Here is a 17,894-nt window from a genome sequence, read left to right on the forward strand (position 1 = left end):
CCCGATGGCCCTGATTTTTTCGCTGGATTCTCGATGGACAAACTTCTTATTCGCGGTGGGCGCACGCTCCAGGGCGAAGTGCTCATTTCCGGCGCCAAGAACGCCGCGCTGCCCGAGTTGTGCGCGGCGCTGCTGACCGACCAGCCGGTGACGCTGCGCAATGTGCCGCGTCTGCAAGACGTGTCGACGATGCTCAAGCTGGTCCGCAACATGGGCGTCGCGGCCGAGCGCGACGACAACGGCATGGTGCGGCTCGACGCGAGCGATCTGACCAATCCGGAAGCGCCGTACGAACTGGTCAAAACCATGCGCGCCTCGGTACTGGCGCTCGGCCCGCTGCTGGCGCGCTTCGGTCACGCCAAGGTGTCGCTGCCGGGCGGCTGCGCCATCGGATCGCGTCCGGTCGACCAGCACATCAAGGGCCTGCAGGCCATGGGCGCCGAGATCGTCGTCGAGCACGGTTACATGATCGCGCGGCTGCCGGAGGGCCGTACGCGGCTGCGTGGCGCCAGCATCCTGACCGACATGGTGACGGTGACCGGCACCGAAAATTTCTTGATGGCTGCGGCCCTGGCCGAGGGTGAAACGCTGCTCGAAAATGCGGCGCAAGAACCCGAGATCGTCGACCTTGCTGAAATGCTCATCAAGATGGGCGCGAAGATCGAAGGCCACGGCACCAGCCACATCCGTGTCCAGGGCGTTGCCAAACTGCATGGCTGCGAACACGCAGTGGTGGCCGACCGCATCGAGGCCGGCACGTTCCTCTGTGCGGTGGCGGCCACCGGCGGCAATGTGCTGCTGCGCCATGCACGCGCCGAGCACATGGACGCGGTGATCGACAAGCTGCGCGAGGCCGGCTGCAAGGTGGCTGCGGAAGCGGGCGGCGTGCGCATCAGCTCGCAGGGGCCGGCGCACGCGCACCTTACGGCGCAGAGCTTCAGCACCACCGAGTACCCGGGCTTTCCGACCGACATGCAGGCGCAGTTCATGGCACTCAACGTGATCGCCAAGGGCGCCTCGATGGTCACGGAAACCATCTTCGAGAACCGCTTCATGCATGTGAACGAAATGGTTCGTCTCGGCGCGACCATTCACGTCGAAGGCAAGGTTGCGATGGTCGAGGGTGTAAAGCAGCTGTCGGGCGCCACGGTCATGGCGACCGATCTGCGAGCCTCCGCCAGCCTGGTCATCGCCGGCCTGGTGGCCGACGGTGAGACACTCATCGACCGCATTTACCACCTCGACCGCGGCTACGACCGCATGGAAACCAAGCTGCGCGGCCTGGGTGCCGACATCGAGCGCCTGACAGGAGCGCCTGCTTGATCACGCTGGCCTTATCAAAAGGGCGCATCTTCGACGAGACGCTGCCCATGCTGGCCGCGGCCGGGATCGAGGTCACTGAAGACCCTGAAAAATCGCGCAAGCTGATTCTCGCGACCAACCAGCCCGATGTGCGCGTGGTGCTGGTCCGGCCGTCCGATGTGCCTACTTATGTGCAGTGGGGCGGTGCCGATATCGGGGTCACCGGGCTCGACACCATGATCGAGCACGGCAACGCCGGCTTGTATCTGCCGCTCGACCTGAAGATCGCCGCCTGCCGCATGAGCGTGGCGGCGCGCGCCGACTTCGACTACGCCCATGCAGTGCGACAGGGCTCGCGCCTGAAGATCGCCACCAAGTTCGTCGGCATCGCGCGCGACTTCTTCGCCGTCAAGGGCGTGCACGTCGACCTCATCAAGCTCTACGGCAGCATGGAACTGGCGCCACTCACCGGGCTGGCCGACGCGATCGTCGACATCGTTTCGACCGGCAACACGCTGCGGGCCAACAACCTGGTCGAGGTGGAGCACATCATGGAAATCAGCGCCCGACTGGTGGTGAACCAAGCGGCGCTCAAGCTCAAACGCGAGCCCATCCGCCGCATCATCGATGCGTTCGCGTCGGCGATTGCGACGACATCTTGATCCTCGCGCCGTGACTCTTTCCGCCTTCTTCCCTCCGATCCTTTGACGTCATGAAATTGACCGCCTACCCAGCGCGACTCTCCACTGCATCGGCCAATTTCGAGGCCGAGTTCAAAGCGCGACTTCATTGGTCCGCCGAGGCGGATGCCGCCATCGAAAAAGTGGCGGCCGACATCCTCGCCGACGTACAACAGCGCGGCGATGCGGCGGTGCTCGCGTACACGCGCCGCTTCGACGGGCTCGATGCCGCATCGATGCAGCAAATCGAGCTCACGCAGGCGGAAATGAAAGCCGCTTTCGAGGAGTTGCCCGCCGTGCAGCGCGAGGCGCTCCAGTCCGCGGCTGCACGAGTGCGCAGCTTCCATGAGGCGCAGAAAAAGGCATCGGGCGAGAGCTGGCGTTATCGCGACGCCGACGGTACGCTGCTCGGCCAAAAGGTCACGCCGCTCGACCGCGTCGGCATCTATGTGCCGGGCGGCAAGGCAGCCTATCCGTCGAGCGTGCTGATGAACGCCATTCCCGCCCACGTCGCCGGAGTTGGCGAAATCATCATGGTCGTGCCGACGCCGCGCGGTGAAAAGAACCCGCTTGTGCTGGCTGCGGCTTATGTCGCCGGCGTTACGCGCGGCTTCACGATCGGCGGCGCTCAGGCCATTGGCGCGCTGGCTTACGGCACGCAAACCATTCCGGCCGTCGATAAGATCACTGGTCCGGGCAACGCCTACGTGGCGGCCGCCAAGCGCCGCGTGTTCGGCACCGTCGGCATCGACATGATCGCCGGCCCAAGCGAAATCCTGGTGTTGGCCGACGGCACCACGCCACCCGACTGGGTTGCTATGGACCTCTTCAGCCAGGCCGAGCACGACGAGTTGGCGCAGAGCGTGTTGTTGAGCCCCGATGCGGCGTACATCGATCGCGTGCAGCAGGAGATCGATCGGTTGCTGCCCGACATGCCGCGCGCCGGCATCATCGCTGCGTCGTTGAACGGCCGCGGTGCGCTCATCCACACGCGCAGCATGGAAGAAGCCTGCGAAATCAGCAACCGCATCGCGCCCGAGCATCTGGAGGTGTCGAGCAGCGAGCCGCATCGGTGGGAGCCGCTGCTGCGCCACGCCGGGGCCATTTTTCTGGGCGCTTTCACCAGTGAAACGCTCGGCGACTACTGCGCTGGGCCGAACCATGTCTTGCCGACGTCCGGCACGGCGCGCTTTTCAAGTCCGCTCGGCGTCTACGATTTTCAGAAACGCAGTAGTCTGATCGAGGTGAGCGAGCAGGGCGCGCAAACGCTCGGCCCGATAGCCGTCACGCTGGCCGAAGGCGAGGGGCTGTTCGCCCATGCCCGTGCAGCGGCGATGCGACTGCGCAACTCCCGGGGTTCCTGATTTCAGTGCTTCAGTCCTTCAGTCCCGCAACCAATTCGCGATGTCCGGTATGTTTTCTATGCTGAGGCGCTGGGCCACCTTTCATCGAATTTCAACGCTGACCAATTTGGGCGCGGTGTTCGTATTTGCAGTGTTGTGCACGACTGCCGCCAATGCGATGACGATCCGCCAGTTCAAGCTGCTCGAAGCAAACGAGAAAAACGGCAAGGTCTACGCCGGCTACTACCTGGTCGGCGTGATGGAGGGTTTGCGCGAGGCCAGCGAGGCGTCGCAGCGCGAAGGCCGGAAGCCACCGTTCTGCGTCGAGAATCGCAAGCTCGATCCTGAGATGGCGCGCTCGCTCTACCAGACAGAATTGAAGCGCAACGCCGAAAGTTATGAAGCCGATATGCCCGTTCAACTGGTGCTGTCGGCAGCGCTCCGCAACAGTTACCGCTGCACGCACTGACCGATCCCCGCGACGCACAATCTTGTGACCTCGCAACCTTTCGATCTCCTGATTGCCCATGACTCCTGCATCGTCCGCCGACGTTTCGAACCCCGCGCTGCAACGCTTTCGCGCCGACGTGAAATCAATGCATGCCTACGCGGTGCAAGACGCGAACGGCATGGTCAAGCTCGACGCGATGGAAAACCCGTTCGGCCTGCCTCCTGCGCTGCAGGCCGAACTGGGCGCGCGGCTTGGCGCGCTGGCCATCAACCGTTATCCCGGCGATCGAGGTGTGGACCTGCAGCGTGCGCTGGCTGCGCACGCCCGCATGCCCGAGGGTTTCGCGCTGATGCTCGGCAATGGGTCGGACGAGCTGATTTCGCTTTTGGCGCTGGCGTGCGACCTGCCCGGTGCGACGGTGCTGGCGCCGGTGCCCGGCTTTGTGATGTACGCGATGAGCGCGCACTTGCAGGGGCTTCGGTTCGTCGGTGTACCGCTCACCGCTAACTTCGAACTCGATGAAGCGGCGATGCTGGAAGCGATCGCGCTTGAGAAGCCCGCCATCGTCTACCTCGCTTATCCGAACAATCCCACCGCTAACTTGTGGGACGACGGCGTTATCGAGAAGATCGTCGATGTGCAAGGCGCGCAGGGCGGCTTGGTCGTGATGGACGAGGCCTACCAGCCCTTCGCTGGCAAAAGCTATATCGGCAGGATCGCTAAGCTTAGGCATGTGCTCTTGATGCGCACGCTGAGCAAGTTCGGGTTGGCCGGCGTGAGGCTCGGTTACCTGATGGGCCCGGCAGCGCTCATCGCCGAGGTCGACAAGGTGCGCCCGCCCTACAACATCAGCGTGCTGAATTGCGAGTGCGCGCTGTTCGCACTTGAGCATGCCGCGGTGTTCGAGGCACAGGCCGAAACCATCCGCGCCGAGCGCGCCAAGTTGCTCGCCGCGTTGACAGCGTTGCCCGGCGTGACCGTTTGGCCGAGCGACGCCAACATGATCCTGGTGCGCATCGAGGGGGATGGGCAGGCTGGCGGCGACCGCGCCGGAAAAACCTTCGATCGCATGAAGGCGCACGGCGTGCTCGTGAAGAACGTTTCTAAAATGCATCCACTGCTCGCGAACTGCCTGCGCCTCACAGTCGGAACCGCCGACGAGAACGCTCAGATGCTCGCGGCGATCCGAAAATCCTTATGAATACCCCCACGGCACCCGATCAGGTTCTCGCGGCCGCGGCCGGCGTTTCTTCCGGCGTGCCCGGCGCGCGTACGGCCTCCGTTACCCGCAACACGGCGGAAACAAAGATCACCGTCAGCGTCAATCTCGATGGCTCCGGCAGGGCGAAACTGTCAACCGGCATCGGTTTCTTCGACCACATGCTCGACCAGATCGCGCGCCACGGCCTGATCGATCTCGACATCCATTGCGAGGGCGACCTGCACATCGACGGCCACCATACGGTCGAAGACGTGGGTATCACGCTGGGCCAGGCGGTCGCCAAGGCGATCGGCGACAAGAAGGGCATTCGCCGCTACGGCCACGCCTACGTGCCGCTGGACGAAGCCTTGAGCCGTGTCGTGATCGATTTTTCGGGCCGTCCCGGGCTGGTCATGGACGTGCCGTTCACCAGCGGGATGATCGGCACTTTCGACAGCCAGCTTACCTACGAATTTTTTCAGGGCTTCGTGAACCACGCGTTCGTCACGCTGCACATCGACAACCTGAAAGGCGTCAATGCGCACCACCAGTGCGAGACGGTCTTCAAGGCGTTTGCGCGGGCCGTGAGAGCCGCGCTCGAAGTCGATCCGAGATCGATCGGCGTCATTCCGTCGACCAAAGGCTCCCTCTGAAAGATTCGAACGGCATGGCCAACACGGTTGCGGTGGTCGACTACGGCATGGGCAACCTGCGCTCGGTGTCGCAAGCCGTGCAGCACGCCGCCGACCAGGTCGGCGTACAGGTCTTTGTGACCTCCGACCCCGACGTCGTGCGCAAGGCTACGCGCGTGGTGCTGCCGGGCCAGGGTGCCATGCCCGACTGCATGCGCGAGCTGCGTGATTCGGGCCTGCAGGCGTCGGTGCTGGAGGCCGCAGCCAGCAAGCCACTGTTCGGCGTGTGCGTCGGCATGCAGATGCTGCTCTCGCACAGCCACGAAGGGCCGACCGATGGCCTCGGGCTCATTCCGGGTGACGTGGTCAAGTTCGACCTTGCGGGCAGGATGCAGCCCGACGGCAGCCGCTACAAGGTGCCGCAGATGGGGTGGAACCAGGTCCGCCAGGCGCAGCCGCACCCGATCTGGGCGGGTGTGCCCGACGGGAGCTACTTCTATTTCGTGCACAGCTTCTACGCGAAGCCGACCAATGCGAAGCACAGCGTCGGCGAGGCGGACTACGGCGCGCCCTTCACGGCCGCCATCGCACGCGATAATATTTTTGCTACCCAGTTTCATCCCGAAAAGAGCGCCGACTACGGTTTGCAGCTCTACCGCAATTTTCTTCACTGGAACCCTTGAGCCCCGTTTCCGGGCCGCCATGCCATGTTGCTGATTCCCGCCATCGATCTCAAGGACGGCCACTGCGTTCGCCTCAAGCAGGGCGACATGGGCCAATCGACCATCTTCAGCGAAGACCCGGCCGCCATGGCGCGCAAGTGGGTCGAGGCCGGCGCGCGGCGCCTGCATCTTGTCGACCTGAACGGCGCTTTTGCCGGCAAGCCGCAGAATCACGCCGCGATCAAGGCGATCCTGCGCGAAGTCGGCGACGAGATTCCGGTGCAGCTGGGCGGCGGGATTCGTGATCTCGACACCATCGAGCGCTACATCGACGACGGCCTCCGCTACGTGATCATCGGCACCGCCGCCGTCAAGAACCCGGGCTTTTTGAAAGATGCCTGCGTGGCGTTTGGCGGCCACATCATCGTCGGCCTCGACGCGAAGGATGGCAAGGTCGCGACCGATGGCTGGAGCAAGCTCACCGGCCACGAAGTCGCCGATCTGGGCAAGAAGTTCGAAGACTACGGCGTCGAATCGATCATCTACACCGACATCGGCCGCGACGGCATGTTGTCGGGCATCAATATCGAGGCGACGGTGCGGTTGGCGCAGGCGCTGACGATCCCGATCATCGCCTCCGGCGGCTTGTCGAACATGGACGACATCGACAAGCTGTGCGCGGTCGAAAGCGATGGTGTCGAGGGCGTGATCTGCGGTCGGGCGATCTATTCCGGCGATCTCGACTTCGCACTGGCGCAGGAACGCGCCGACGAACTCGGCGCGGCCTGACAGCCTGAGCCGGCGGCGACCCGGCCTGCCCCGTGCGAGACGCCGACAGCGAGGGTCGATCAACCTCTCGATCAGCCTCGGAAACACGTCCGACACCATGAAGGTGGACCGACCGACGCCGCACGCTCCATAGAATCGAGCGCATGCCGACTCAATCTCTACTTTTTCGCGGACAGCCAGCGCTGGCAGTGGCGCTGCCCGGCGGCGATCGCGCGGTGGTGGCGTTGCACGGCGCGCACCTGTTGTCGTGGACCACGGCCGATGGCATCGAGCGGATTTACCTGAGCCCGGCCGCGCAGTTCGACGGGAAGAGCGCGATCCGCGGCGGTGTGCCGGTGTGCTGGCCGCAGTTCAACGAGCGTGGCCCTCTGCCCAAGCATGGTTTTGCGCGGAACGTGCTTTGGGAGGCCGTGACCGAAGCTCCGGAAACCAAGGCGGGCGAGCTGACGCTGGTGCTGCGCGACAACGACGCCACCCGGGCGCTCTGGCCCCACACCTTTGATTTGCGCCTTGGTATTTCGCTGACACCCGGCAGTTTGCGCACCACTCTCGTGGCCATCAACACCGACAGTGCACCGTGGAGCTTCGCTGCCGCGCTGCACAGCTATCTGCACGTCGACGACATCGCCGATGCTCGGTTGGAAGGCCTGCAGAATGCGAAGCGCTGGGACTCGGTACGCAATGAACGGCACGTCGAGATGACTGAATCGCTGCACTTCGACGCCGAGTTCGACAGCGTTTACGGTGCACCGGTGGCGCCGCTGAAACTGGTCCAGCCTTCCGGCACACTGCAGATCGCCCAAAGCGCAAGTTGCACCGAAACCGTGGTCTGGAACCCAGGCGCCGCGCTCAGCGCCAAGATGACCGACATGCCGGATGACGGCTACAGGCACATGCTTTGCGTGGAAGCCGCGCGCATCGACGAGAACGTGCTGCTGGCACCCGGCGCGCAGTGGCAGTGCTGGCAACAATTCACCGTGCTCTGAATCTCTGTTTTTTCGATTTTCTGCTGACTCTTTACGACCGACCCATGCTCGCCAAACGGATCATTCCTTGCCTCGACGTCACCGGTGGCCGTGTCGTCAAGGGCGTCAACTTTCTCGAACTGCGCGATGCCGGCGACCCAGTGGAAATCGCAGCGCGCTACAACGCACAAGGCGCCGACGAACTCACGTTTCTCGACATCACCGCCACCAGCGACGGTCGCGATTTGATCCTGCCGATCATCGAAGCGGTGGCGTCGCAGGTATTCATTCCCCTGACCGTCGGCGGCGGCGTGCGCACCGTCGAAGACGTGCGGCGGCTGCTCAACGCGGGCGCCGACAAGACCAGCTTCAACTCCGCCGCCATCGCGAACCCGCAGGTCATCGACGACGCCTCGCACAAGTACGGCGCGCAATGCATCGTGGTCGCCATCGATGCCAAGCGTCGCAGCGCCGAAGAGGCTGAGCGCACCGGGCCGAACGGTCTGCGCGTCGGCCCCGGATGGGATGTGTACAGCCATGGCGGGCGGCAAAACACGGGATTGGATGCTGTGCAATGGGCCATCGAAATGGCACGCCGCGGCGCCGGCGAAATCCTGTTGACCAGCATGGACCGCGACGGCACCAAGAGCGGCTTCGACCTGGAACTCACGCGTGCCGTGAGCGATGCGATCGGCATCCCGGTGATCGCTTCCGGCGGCGTCGGCACACTGGCCGATCTGGCGGACGGCGTGCAGACCGGCGGTGCCGATGCGGTGCTGGCGGCGAGCATCTTTCATTACGGTGAGTTCACGGTCGGCGAGGCCAAGACCCTGATGGCCTCCCGTGGCATCCCGATGCGGATTTAGCGATCCGGGACAATGCACCAATGAATTGGCTCGATGAAGTGAAGTGGGACGCGAACGGCCTGGTGCCGGTCATCGCGCAGGAGCGCGGCAGCAACGACGTGTTGATGTTCGCCTGGATGAACCGCGAGGCGCTCGAAAAGACCGCCGAGCTCGGCCGCGCGGTGTATTACAGCCGGTCGCGCGAAAAGTTGTGGTTCAAGGGCGAGGAGTCGGGCCATGAACAAAAGGTCCACGAGATCCGGATGGACTGCGACAACGACGTCGTGTTGCTCAAGGTCACGCAACTCGGCCATGAACCCGGCATCGCCTGCCACACAGGGCGCCACAGCTGCTTCTTCAGCAAGTACGAAGGCGGGCAATGGACGGCGGTCGAGCCTGTCCTCAAAGACCCTGAAACGATCTATAAATCATGAGCACGAGCCGAATCGACGACGCACTCGATCGCCTTGCTGCGGTGATCGAAAGCCGGTTGCCCGCCCGCGGCGGCGATCCGGACACGAGCTACGTGGCCCGGTTGTTGCATCGTGGCCCGGATGCCTTTCTGAAAAAGATCGGCGAAGAAGCCACTGAAGTCGTGATGGCCGCCAAAGATGCCGACCACGGCGGCGACGCAAAAAAAATAGTGAACGAAGTGGCGGACTTGTGGTTCCACTGCATGGTGGCACTGGCACATTACGGGCTGTCGCCGCGTGACGTGGTGGCCGAGCTGGAGCGCCGCGAAGGCACAAGCGGCATCGAAGAAAAGTCCTTGCGCAAGGCGCAAGACCGCGAAGCATCAAACGACTGAAAGGACGTCATGGCCAACGACATCGTGACTGTTCAACCCGACAACTCGCTCAAGACCTGGGGCTGGGTCAGCTACGTGCTGCATTTGGTGGTCGCCATCGGCGCCGTGTTGCCCGGTGCCCAGGTGTCGGTCGTGCTGCTGCTGGTGGCGCTGGTGATCGACGTGGTCAAACGCGATGATGCGGCCGGCACTTGGCAGGCGTCGCACTTCAGCTGGCGCATTCGCTCAGTCTTGTGGGCTGGGGTGCTGTACCTGCTGACCTCGTGGCTCTGGCTGCTGCTGTTGGTGCCGGGCTGGATTGCCTGGGGCTTGATCTCCCTGTGGTTTCTCTACCGCATCGTCAAGGGAATGATCCGCATGAACGACGGCCGCCCGATGGACACCAGCAATGTCGTCTGACCCGAACTGCGTTTTCTGCAAGATCATCGAAGGCAAGATTCCTTCGCGCAAGGTCTACGAAGACGACGACCTGTTCGTCTTCCACGACATCGCGCCTTGGGCGCCGGTCCATTTCATGATGGTGCCCAAAGACCATATTCCGTCGATGGCGCAACTGACACCCGCACACGCCGCGCTGATGGGAAAAATTATGACGCTGGCGCCCAGCCTAGCGACGGAGCAGGGCTGCCGGCCTTACCCGGAAGGCGGCTTTCGCGTCGTAGTCAATACCGGCGCCGAAGGTGGGCAGGAAGTGCACCATCTCCATGTTCACGTCATGGGCGGCCCGCGTCCGTGGCTGCGCGGCTGAGATCGCCGCAAGACTAAAATTCATACATTCTTCAGGAGTCTTCCATGGGTTCTTTTTCTATCTGGCATTGGCTGATCGTGCTGCTGATCGTGGTGATGGTGTTCGGCACCAAGAAGTTGCGCAATATGGGCAGCGACCTCGGCGGTGCCGTCAAGGGTTTCAAGGACGGCGTCAAAGACGGGTCGAACACCGACACGGCGGTACCGCCTGCCGGTCATGTAACGTCGAACCCGGCCGCCGACAAGTCGACGATCGACGTCGAAGCGCGTCAGAAGTCCTGAGCCGCCGCACCCAGTGTTCGACCTCGGTCTAGAGAAGATGGCGCTGATCGGCGTGGTCGCGCTGGTCGTCATCGGTCCCGAAAAGCTGCCCCGCGTGGCGCGCACCGTCGGCATGCTGCTGGGCAAGGCGCAGCGCTATGTCAACGACGTCAAGTCCGAGGTCAATCGGTCGATGGAGCTCGATGAGTTGCGCAAGATGAAGAGCACTGTCGAAGACGCGGCGCGCGACGTTCAAAGCAGCATCCAGTCGAGCGCGAGCGATCTCGAAAAGCAGCTCTCCGGCAGCAGCGCCGAAACGTTGTCGGCGTTGGCTGAGCCGGAGCCGGTGGTTCCGGAATACAGGCATCCCCGCAAAAACTGGCGCCTGAAACAGGGCGCCACCCCGCAGTGGTACAAGTCGCGCAACGGTGTGCGCACCAAGGCGCTTTCGGGTGCGGCGCGCGTTGCGCGCTTCCGCCCCCACAAGATCAACTAGCGCACCACCCCAGCGACCCTCGCGCGCCGCACGGCGTCCGACAGCGCTCCTTGTTCTCCATTGCTCCCCATGGCTGATTCCGATACCCATAACAAAGAAGACGAACTGGCCGGCACCGAGCAGCCTTTCGTCGCGCATCTCGTGGAACTGCGCGATCGATTGCTGTATTGCGCCTACGGTCTTGCCGTCGCTGCGGCGCTGCTCGCCATCTGGCCCGGCCCCAGCGGTCTGATCGACATGATCGCGGTGCCGATTCGCGCGCACATGCCCACCGGGGGCAAGCTGATCGCCATTGGCGTGTTCTCGCCGTTTTTCGTGCCGCTCAAAGTGTTGGGCATGACCTCGGTGTTGCTGGCGCTGCCCTGGCTGATGTACCAGATCTGGATGTTCGTCGCGCCTGGCCTGTACAGCCACGAAAAACGCTTTGCCCTGCCGCTGATTTTCTTCGGCAGCTTGCTGGCGTACACCGGCATCGGCTTCGTGCAGTTCTTCGTGCTGGACAAGATGTTTGGCTTTATCCAGCGCTTCACGCCTGTGTCGGTAAGTGCGACGCCCGACATCTCGTCATACGTCGAAGCCATCCTGTCGCTGTACATCGCGTTCGGCGTCGCGTTTCAGGTGCCGATCGTGGTGATGTTGCTGGTGCGTTTCGAGATGGTCACCGTCGAAAAGCTCCGCTCTTTTCGTGGCTACTTCATCGTGGTCGCGTTCGTCGTCGCCGCCGTGTTGACGCCGCCCGACGTGGTGTCGCAACTGGCACTCGCCATCCCGATGTGCCTGCTGTACGAGATCGGCATTCTCGGCGCGAAATACTTCGTAAAGCACAGCAAGAAGCCCGACGACATCGCGGCATCGACCGAAGTCGATGCCAAGCTTTGAGCTGAAATTGGGCTGATGGGCTGATGGGCCGAAGGGCGCTTGAGCCGAACTCCGTCCAGCGGCGGTCGGCGCTTATTCGTTGTCTTGCGCAGGTGCCTTGCGAATCGGCGTCTTGGGTCGCAGGCCGGGCGTCACGTCGAGTTCCATCTTGTCGCCGCCGCGGCGCAAGGCGAAGCGCGAGGCGTTGCCCGGCTTGAGTCCGGCGACCGCGGTCAACAGCTCCTGCACGTTGTCGATCTTCTTGTCGCCCACACCGGTGATGACGTCACCCGGACGAATCCCCGCTTTGGCAGCCGGCCCGGCCTGCAGAACGCCGGTGATGATGACGCCGGTATCGGCCTTCACACCGAAGGTTTCGGCCAGCTCGGGCGACAGGTTGTTCGGCTCCACGCCGATCCAGCCGCGCCGCACCTGGCCTTCTTTGACGATGCCTTCAAGCACGATCTTCGCCATCGACACGGGGATCGCGAAGCCGATGCCCATGCTGCCGCCCGAGCGCGAATAGATCGCGGTATTGATGCCTTCGAGGTTGCCGTTCACGTCGATCAGCGCACCACCGGAATTGCCCGGGTTGATGGCGGCGTCGGTCTGAATAAAGTTCTCGAAGTTGTTGATGCCCAACTGGTTGCGGCCGAGTGCGGAGACGATGCCGCTGGTCACGGTCTGGCCGACGCCGAACGGGTTGCCGATGGCCAGCACCTGATCGCCCACTTCCAGCCCGTCCGAATTGCCAAGGGTAATGACCGGCAGCTTGTCGAGTTCGATCTTGAGCACGGCCAGGTCGGTATCGGGGTCGGTGCCGATGACTTTGCCATGCGCATGCCGGCTGTCGTTGAGCGTAACTTCGATCTCGTCGGCGCCCTCGACCACATGGTTGTTGGTCAGGATGTAGCCATCGGCGCTGACGATCACGCCGCTGCCCAGTCCGACTTGTGGCTGGTCGCCCCCCTGGTCGCCGAAGAAAAACTTGAACCACGGGTCGTTGCTGCGCGGATTGCGCTGTGCGGCCTTGCTGGTGTTGATGCTGACTACGGCGGGAGATGCCTTCTTGGCAGCAGCGCTCAAGCTGCCCGGCGCGATGTTGTTCAGTGCGCCTGCGGGCGCTTCGACGACCGACACCACTCCACCGAGCAACGTGGCACGTCGGTTGACCCATTCGGGCTTGAGCGTCGACACGACGAAAAAAGCTGCCAGCAGCACGGTGACGGCTTGGGCGAACAGCAGCCAGATACGTTTCATGGGAAGTGGAAAGGGGGAAAAAAAGAAAACGCATTGTCCCTCAGCGCCTGGCCTTCGGCCGCGGCCACAATGGCGTGATGAGCACGACCCGCCACGAACTCCTGCATGCGTTCGACCTGCTGCTGGCCCCCGCACGATTCAAGGACTACGGGCCCAATGGCCTGCAAGTCGAAGGCCGTACGGTGGTGCGCAAGATCGTATCCGGTGTCACTGCCAGCCGTGCGTTGATCGAAGCCGCCATTCATGCCGAAGCCGACGCGATTTTTGTCCACCACGGCTTGTTCTGGCGCGGGCAGGACGGGCGTGTCACCGGCTGGATGAAGCAGCGGCTCGGGCTGCTGCTTGGCGATGACGTAAATCTGTTCGCGTATCACCTGCCGCTCGACGCGCATCCCGACCTCGGCAACAACGCGCAGCTCGGGCTCAAGTTGGGCTTGGTCGCGCAACCCGGCTCCGGCGGTCGGTTCGGGGAGCAAGAGCTCGGGTTTCTCGGCGGACGTACCGATGGCGCATCGTTCCCCAGCGCCGCTTTGCTCGCGATTCATGTTGAAAAAATACTCGGACGCCCGGTCACGCTGGTTGATGGCGCGCATCGTCCGATCAAGACTATTGCGTGGTGCACCGGTGGCGCGCAAGGCCACTTCGAGGCAGCGATCGCGGCGGGTGCCGACGCCTTCATCACCGGAGAAATTTCAGAGCCGCAAGCGCATTACGCGCGCGAAATGGGTGTGGCGTATCTCGCCTGCGGCCATCACGCGACGGAACGCTACGGTGCGCCTGCTGTGGCCGGGCATATCGCTGCGCAGCTCGGCTTGGCCCACGAGTTCATCGACATCGACAACCCGGCATGAAGACGACGAAGCCCATTGCAATTACGTTGGGCGACCCGGCAGGTATCGGCCCCGAGATCATCGTCAAGGCTTTTCGGGATGCGCCGGATGCCACGCGAGGTTGCTTCGTTGCGGGTGATGTTGCGACGGTGCGCGCTGCATGTGCGGCGCTGGCGTCACCGGGGCAACTGGCTTGGCCGGTGGCATTGCTCGACAGCGCAAGCGAGGCGGTCGATGTTCCGCCTCGTTGCGTTCCGGTGCTGCAAGTGGTCGAGCCGCCGCCCGTTATCGCCGTGGGCATCGTGAGTGCATTGGCAGGAAAAGTGGCGGGCGAATGCGTGGTGTGGGCGGCGCGTGCTGCACTTCACGGTGACATCGCTGCGATCGTGACTGCGCCGCTTCACAAGGAGTCCCTGGCTGCGGCCGGTTTTCCATATCCCGGTCACACCGAGTTGCTGCAGGCCGAGTCGGCGGCGTATCTCGGGCGCCCTGTCTCCAAGGTGCCGGTGCGCATGATGCTGGCAACCGACGAGCTGCGAACTGTGCTCGTCAGCATCCACATGTCGCTTCGAAACGCTATCGATGCCGTGACGTTCGAAGGCGTGTTGCAGACGTTGCGCATCACGCATTCAGCTTTGGGAGCGGCGCTCGGGCACGCGCCGCGAATCGGTGTGGCTGGCCTCAATCCCCACGCAGGCGAGGGTGGGTTGTTCGGCTCGGAAGAGCAGCACATCATCGCGCCGGCGATAGCCGCGGCGCGTGCCGAAGGAATTGACGCGCACGGACCGTATGCGCCGGACACCGTGTTCATGCGCGCGCGCGGCAAGCCAGGGCGCAAAGGCGAGTTCGATGTGGTCGTCGCGATGTACCACGACCAGGGGCTGATTCCCGTCAAGTACCTTGGTGTCGATAAAGGCGTCAACGTGACGCTGGGCTTGCCGCTGGTCCGCACCAGCCCCGATCACGGCACGGCGTTCGACATTGCCGGCACCGGACGCGCAGATGCATCGAGCCTGATCGAGGCGCTGCGCGTGGCCCGCACGTTGGCTGGCGTCGGCAGAGATAAAGCTGCAGTTACGAGCGTTTGAGGCTGTCGCGGATTTCGCGCAACAACACGATGTCTTCGGGCGTCGGCGCAGGGGGTGGCGCCACGTCGTCGTGCCTGCGCAGTTTGTTGATCTGCTTAACCATAAGGAAAATGATGAAGGCAAGAATCGCGAAGTTCACCGCCACGGTGATGAAGTTGCCGTAGGCGAGCACGGGTACGCCAGCCTTCTTCAGGTCGGCCAGCGTGTTGGCTACGCCGGGTGGCGCTGTCCCCATCACGACGAAGTAGTTCGAAAAATCGAGCTTGCCGAAAACGAGCCCGACGATCGGCATGATGATGTCGCCGACCAGTGAGTCGACGATCTTGCCGAACGCTGCCCCGATGATCACGCCCACTGCCAGGTCAACGACGTTGCCTTTGACCGCGAACTCGCGAAATTCCTTGATAAAACTCATGCCGGTTCCTCGTGCGCTAGGGCTGATTCAGGCGTCGAGTATAGGAGACTGAAACGGCGTTGCGGGGTGGGCCGACGCCCCGCCGCACGTTGAATTCGCCTGTATCGCTCCGCTACAATCGCGGGTTGAGCCAAGCCCCAGCGAAGAAGATTGAGGACCCCCATGAGTGACATCACTGTCGGCCAACCCAGGATCGACACCAGCAGACGTACGTGGTTGATCGCATCCAGTTGTGCAGGCGCAGTGGGCGGCGTCGCCGTCGCAGTGCCCTTCATCAGCACTTTCGAGCCTTCGGAAAAAGCCAAGGCAGCGGGTGCACCGGTCGAAGTAGACATCAGCGCTCTGAAGGTCGGCGAGAAGATGACCGTCGAATGGCGCGGCAAGCCGGTCTGGATCCTGAAGCGCACACCAGCGCAACTCGCCGAGTTATCAAAGCTTGATCCGCAATTGGCGGATCCGCTTTCGAAGCGTCACCCCGACGAGTTCACTCCCAAATACGCGCAAAACGAGCACCGTTCGATCAAGCCTGAATTGCTGGTCGTCGTCGGCATCTGCACGCACCTCGGCTGCTCGCCGAGCGATCGCTTTCAGGCAGGTCCGCAGCCGTCGTTGCCCGCCGATTGGGAGGGCGGTTTCTTGTGCCCTTGCCATGGCTCGACCTTCGACCTGGCCGGCCGCGTGTTCAAGAACAAGCCCGCACCCGACAACCTTCCGGTGCCTCCGCACATGTACATGACCGACACGCGTTTGCTCATCGGCGAAGACAAAAACGCCAAGGCTTGAGAGACAAACACATGGCTGAATTCCACGAGATATCGCCCAATGCACCAGCCGGTGAAAAGCTGCTGAACTGGGTCGACAACCGGTTCCCGCTGACCAAGCTGTGGAACGATCAATGGGGCAAGTACTACGCTCCGAAAAGTCTCAACTTTTGGTACGTTTTCGGTTCGCTTGCGATGCTGGTGCTGGTCATACAGATCGTGACCGGCATTTTTCTGGTCATGCACTACAAGCCCGATGCAACGCAGGCGTTTGCGTCGGTCGAGTACATCATGCGCGATGTGCCCTGGGGTTGGCTCATCCGCTACATGCACTCGACGGGCGCCTCGGCGTTCTTCGTCGTGGTGTATCTGCACATGTTCCGCGGGCTTCTTTACGGCAGCTATCGCAAGCCGCGCGAACTGATCTGGGTCTTTGGTTGCGCGATCTTTCTGTGTCTGATGGCTGAAGCCTTCATGGGCTATCTGCTGCCATGGGGCCAGATGAGCTATTGGGGCGCTCAGGTGATCGTGAACCTGTTCGCCGCGATCCCGTTCGTCGGCCCTGACCTCGCATTGCTGATTCGCGGCGACTACGTGGTGAGCGACGCCACGCTCAACCGCTTTTTCAGCTTCCACGTGATCGCCGTGCCGCTGGTGTTGCTCGGCCTGGTGGTTGCGCATTTGATCGCGCTGCACGAGGTGGGATCGAACAATCCGGACGGCATCGAGATCAAGGCGAACCGCGGCGCCGATGGCCATCCGGTCGATGGCATCCCATCGCATCCTTACTACACGGTGCACGACATCTTCGGCGTGGTGGTGTTCCTCACTATCTTCTCGGCGGTGATCTTCTTCGCGCCTGAAGCGGGTGGCTACTTCCTGGAGTACAACAATTTCATCCCGGCCGATTCTTTGAAGACGCCGAACCACATCGCACCGGTCTGGTATTTCACTCCGTTCTATTCGATGCTGCGTGCGACCACTGACGACATGGTCAACGTGTTCGCGCTCATCCTCGCGATCGCGGCGGTCTGGAACTTCATCAAGGGTAAGTCGGGCATGTTCATCAAGGTGGCTGTCGTGGTCGCGGCTTTGGTGCTGATCGCCTTGCTGAAGTCGTTCGACGCCAAGTTTTGGGGCGTCGTGGTGATGGGTGGTTCGGTCATCATCCTGTTCTTCCTGCCGTGGCTCGATCACAGCGAAGTGCGGTCAATTCGTTATCGCCCGAGCTGGCACAAGTATGTGTACGGCGTGTTCGTGTTCTTCTTCTTGATCTTGGGGTACCTAGGCATCGAGCCGCCAGGCGTATGGGGCGGCATCACGATCGGCTCCCTCACGCTCGACATCGCGCAGACGGTTTCGCAAGTCGGCACGTTGCTCTACTTCGGTTTCTTTCTTCTGATGCCTCTCTGGAGTCGCGCAGGCGAGTTCAAGCCGGTGCCCGACCGCGTTGTTTTTGCTGCGCACTGAGGCCGGACCAGCATGACCAAAAAGACAAAT

23 protein-coding genes are annotated in these 17,894 nt (G+C 62.7%); 21 read left to right on the forward strand and 2 right to left on the reverse strand.

Annotated features, from left to right (window positions below):
- The first annotated feature begins 33 nt into the window (after positions 1-33).
- The 17 genes from murA to tatC all read left to right on the forward strand — a co-directional run bounded on the left by murA (position 34) and on the right by tatC (position 12,061).
- Positions 34-1,323 (forward strand): UDP-N-acetylglucosamine 1-carboxyvinyltransferase, encoded by a 1,290-nt coding sequence (gene murA / locus H7F36_RS10085; protein WP_187054538.1) that lies wholly within the window; start codon positions 34-36, stop codon positions 1,321-1,323.
- Complete coding sequence (gene hisG / locus H7F36_RS10090; RefSeq protein ID WP_187054539.1) at positions 1,320-1,964, forward strand: ATP phosphoribosyltransferase; 645 nt, start codon at positions 1,320-1,322, stop codon at positions 1,962-1,964. Before murA ends, hisG begins: the two co-directional genes overlap by 4 nt.
- A gap of 50 nt (positions 1,965-2,014) precedes the next feature.
- The gene (gene hisD / locus H7F36_RS10095; RefSeq protein ID WP_187054540.1) at positions 2,015-3,346 is read left to right on the forward strand and encodes a histidinol dehydrogenase; all 1,332 of its coding nucleotides are present in this window, start codon (positions 2,015-2,017) and stop codon (positions 3,344-3,346) included.
- Between the two features lie 49 nt (positions 3,347-3,395).
- On the forward strand, positions 3,396-3,794 hold the full coding sequence (locus H7F36_RS10100) for a hypothetical protein (RefSeq protein WP_261802567.1): 399 nt from the start codon (positions 3,396-3,398) through the stop codon (positions 3,792-3,794).
- A 58-nt stretch (positions 3,795-3,852) separates the two neighbouring features.
- On the forward strand, positions 3,853-4,977 hold the full coding sequence (gene hisC, locus H7F36_RS10105) for a histidinol-phosphate transaminase (RefSeq protein WP_187054541.1): 1,125 nt from the start codon (positions 3,853-3,855) through the stop codon (positions 4,975-4,977).
- Entirely contained in the window at positions 4,974-5,630 is a 657-nt protein-coding gene (gene hisB, locus H7F36_RS10110) for an imidazoleglycerol-phosphate dehydratase HisB (protein ID WP_261802568.1), read from the forward strand. The genes hisC and hisB overlap by 4 nt, the downstream gene beginning before the upstream one ends.
- 14 nt (positions 5,631-5,644) lie before the next feature.
- Positions 5,645-6,292, forward strand: a complete 648-nt coding sequence (gene hisH, locus H7F36_RS10115) for an imidazole glycerol phosphate synthase subunit HisH (protein WP_187054542.1) — start codon at positions 5,645-5,647, stop codon at positions 6,290-6,292.
- A gap of 24 nt (positions 6,293-6,316) precedes the next feature.
- Entirely contained in the window at positions 6,317-7,060 is a 744-nt protein-coding gene (hisA, locus tag H7F36_RS10120; protein WP_187054543.1) for a 1-(5-phosphoribosyl)-5-[(5-phosphoribosylamino)methylideneamino]imidazole-4-carboxamide isomerase, read from the forward strand.
- Between the two features lie 143 nt (positions 7,061-7,203).
- Entirely contained in the window at positions 7,204-8,046 is an 843-nt protein-coding gene (locus H7F36_RS10125) for a D-hexose-6-phosphate mutarotase (RefSeq protein WP_187054544.1), read from the forward strand.
- A gap of 44 nt (positions 8,047-8,090) precedes the next feature.
- Positions 8,091-8,891, forward strand: a complete 801-nt coding sequence (hisF, locus tag H7F36_RS10130) for an imidazole glycerol phosphate synthase subunit HisF (RefSeq protein ID WP_187054545.1) — start codon at positions 8,091-8,093, stop codon at positions 8,889-8,891.
- A gap of 20 nt (positions 8,892-8,911) precedes the next feature.
- A complete protein-coding gene (hisI, locus tag H7F36_RS10135) occupies positions 8,912-9,304 on the forward strand; it encodes a phosphoribosyl-AMP cyclohydrolase (protein ID WP_187054546.1) in 393 nt (130 codons plus the stop codon).
- Positions 9,301-9,678, forward strand: coding sequence for a phosphoribosyl-ATP diphosphatase (locus H7F36_RS10140; protein WP_187054547.1), 378 nt, complete (start codon positions 9,301-9,303; stop codon positions 9,676-9,678). Before hisI ends, H7F36_RS10140 begins: the two co-directional genes overlap by 4 nt.
- Before the next feature lie 9 nt (positions 9,679-9,687).
- Positions 9,688-10,077, forward strand: coding sequence for a DUF4870 family protein (locus H7F36_RS10145; protein ID WP_187054548.1), 390 nt, complete (start codon positions 9,688-9,690; stop codon positions 10,075-10,077).
- Positions 10,067-10,426: a histidine triad nucleotide-binding protein gene (locus H7F36_RS10150; protein WP_187054549.1), complete on the forward strand. Its 360-nt coding sequence runs from the start codon at positions 10,067-10,069 to the stop codon at positions 10,424-10,426. The genes H7F36_RS10145 and H7F36_RS10150 overlap by 11 nt, the downstream gene beginning before the upstream one ends.
- A 44-nt stretch (positions 10,427-10,470) precedes the next feature.
- The gene (gene tatA / locus H7F36_RS10155; protein ID WP_187054550.1) at positions 10,471-10,707 is read left to right on the forward strand and encodes a Sec-independent protein translocase subunit TatA; all 237 of its coding nucleotides are present in this window, start codon (positions 10,471-10,473) and stop codon (positions 10,705-10,707) included.
- A 13-nt stretch (positions 10,708-10,720) separates the two neighbouring features.
- Positions 10,721-11,182, forward strand: coding sequence for a Sec-independent protein translocase protein TatB (gene tatB / locus H7F36_RS10160; protein WP_187054551.1), 462 nt, complete (start codon positions 10,721-10,723; stop codon positions 11,180-11,182).
- Between the two features lie 69 nt (positions 11,183-11,251).
- Positions 11,252-12,061: a twin-arginine translocase subunit TatC gene (gene tatC / locus H7F36_RS10165; RefSeq protein WP_187054552.1), complete on the forward strand. Its 810-nt coding sequence runs from the start codon at positions 11,252-11,254 to the stop codon at positions 12,059-12,061.
- A gap of 72 nt (positions 12,062-12,133) precedes the next feature.
- Here the strand turns inward: tatC and H7F36_RS10170 are convergent, their stop codons facing one another.
- Complete coding sequence (locus tag H7F36_RS10170) at positions 12,134-13,300, reverse strand: Do family serine endopeptidase (RefSeq protein WP_187054553.1); 1,167 nt, start codon at positions 13,298-13,300, stop codon at positions 12,134-12,136.
- A gap of 77 nt (positions 13,301-13,377) precedes the next feature.
- On the opposite strand from H7F36_RS10170, the gene H7F36_RS10175 reads away from it, so the two are divergent.
- Together H7F36_RS10175 and pdxA are read left to right on the forward strand one after the other, a co-directional pair.
- Positions 13,378-14,151 (forward strand): Nif3-like dinuclear metal center hexameric protein, encoded by a 774-nt coding sequence (locus tag H7F36_RS10175; RefSeq protein ID WP_187054554.1) that lies wholly within the window; start codon positions 13,378-13,380, stop codon positions 14,149-14,151.
- Entirely contained in the window at positions 14,148-15,218 is a 1,071-nt protein-coding gene (pdxA, locus tag H7F36_RS10180; protein WP_187054555.1) for a 4-hydroxythreonine-4-phosphate dehydrogenase PdxA, read from the forward strand. The genes H7F36_RS10175 and pdxA overlap by 4 nt, the downstream gene beginning before the upstream one ends.
- Here the strand turns inward: pdxA and mscL are convergent.
- Positions 15,205-15,633: a large conductance mechanosensitive channel protein MscL gene (gene mscL, locus H7F36_RS10185; RefSeq protein WP_187054556.1), complete on the reverse strand. Its 429-nt coding sequence runs from the start codon at positions 15,631-15,633 to the stop codon at positions 15,205-15,207. The genes pdxA and mscL overlap by 14 nt on opposite strands.
- Before the next feature lie 162 nt (positions 15,634-15,795).
- Here mscL and petA point away from each other — a divergent pair, with 162 nt between their 5' ends.
- Entirely contained in the window at positions 15,796-16,416 is a 621-nt protein-coding gene (gene petA, locus H7F36_RS10190) for a ubiquinol-cytochrome c reductase iron-sulfur subunit (RefSeq protein WP_187054557.1), read from the forward strand.
- Positions 16,417-16,427: 11 nt separating this feature from the next.
- A complete protein-coding gene (locus tag H7F36_RS10195) occupies positions 16,428-17,864 on the forward strand; it encodes a cytochrome b (protein ID WP_187054558.1) in 1,437 nt (478 codons plus the stop codon).
- The last annotated feature ends 30 nt before the right edge of the window (positions 17,865-17,894 follow it).

Origin of the sequence: Variovorax sp. PAMC28562, from assembly GCF_014303735.1 — a bacterium.
Classification (GTDB): domain Bacteria; phylum Pseudomonadota; class Gammaproteobacteria; order Burkholderiales; family Burkholderiaceae_C; genus Variovorax.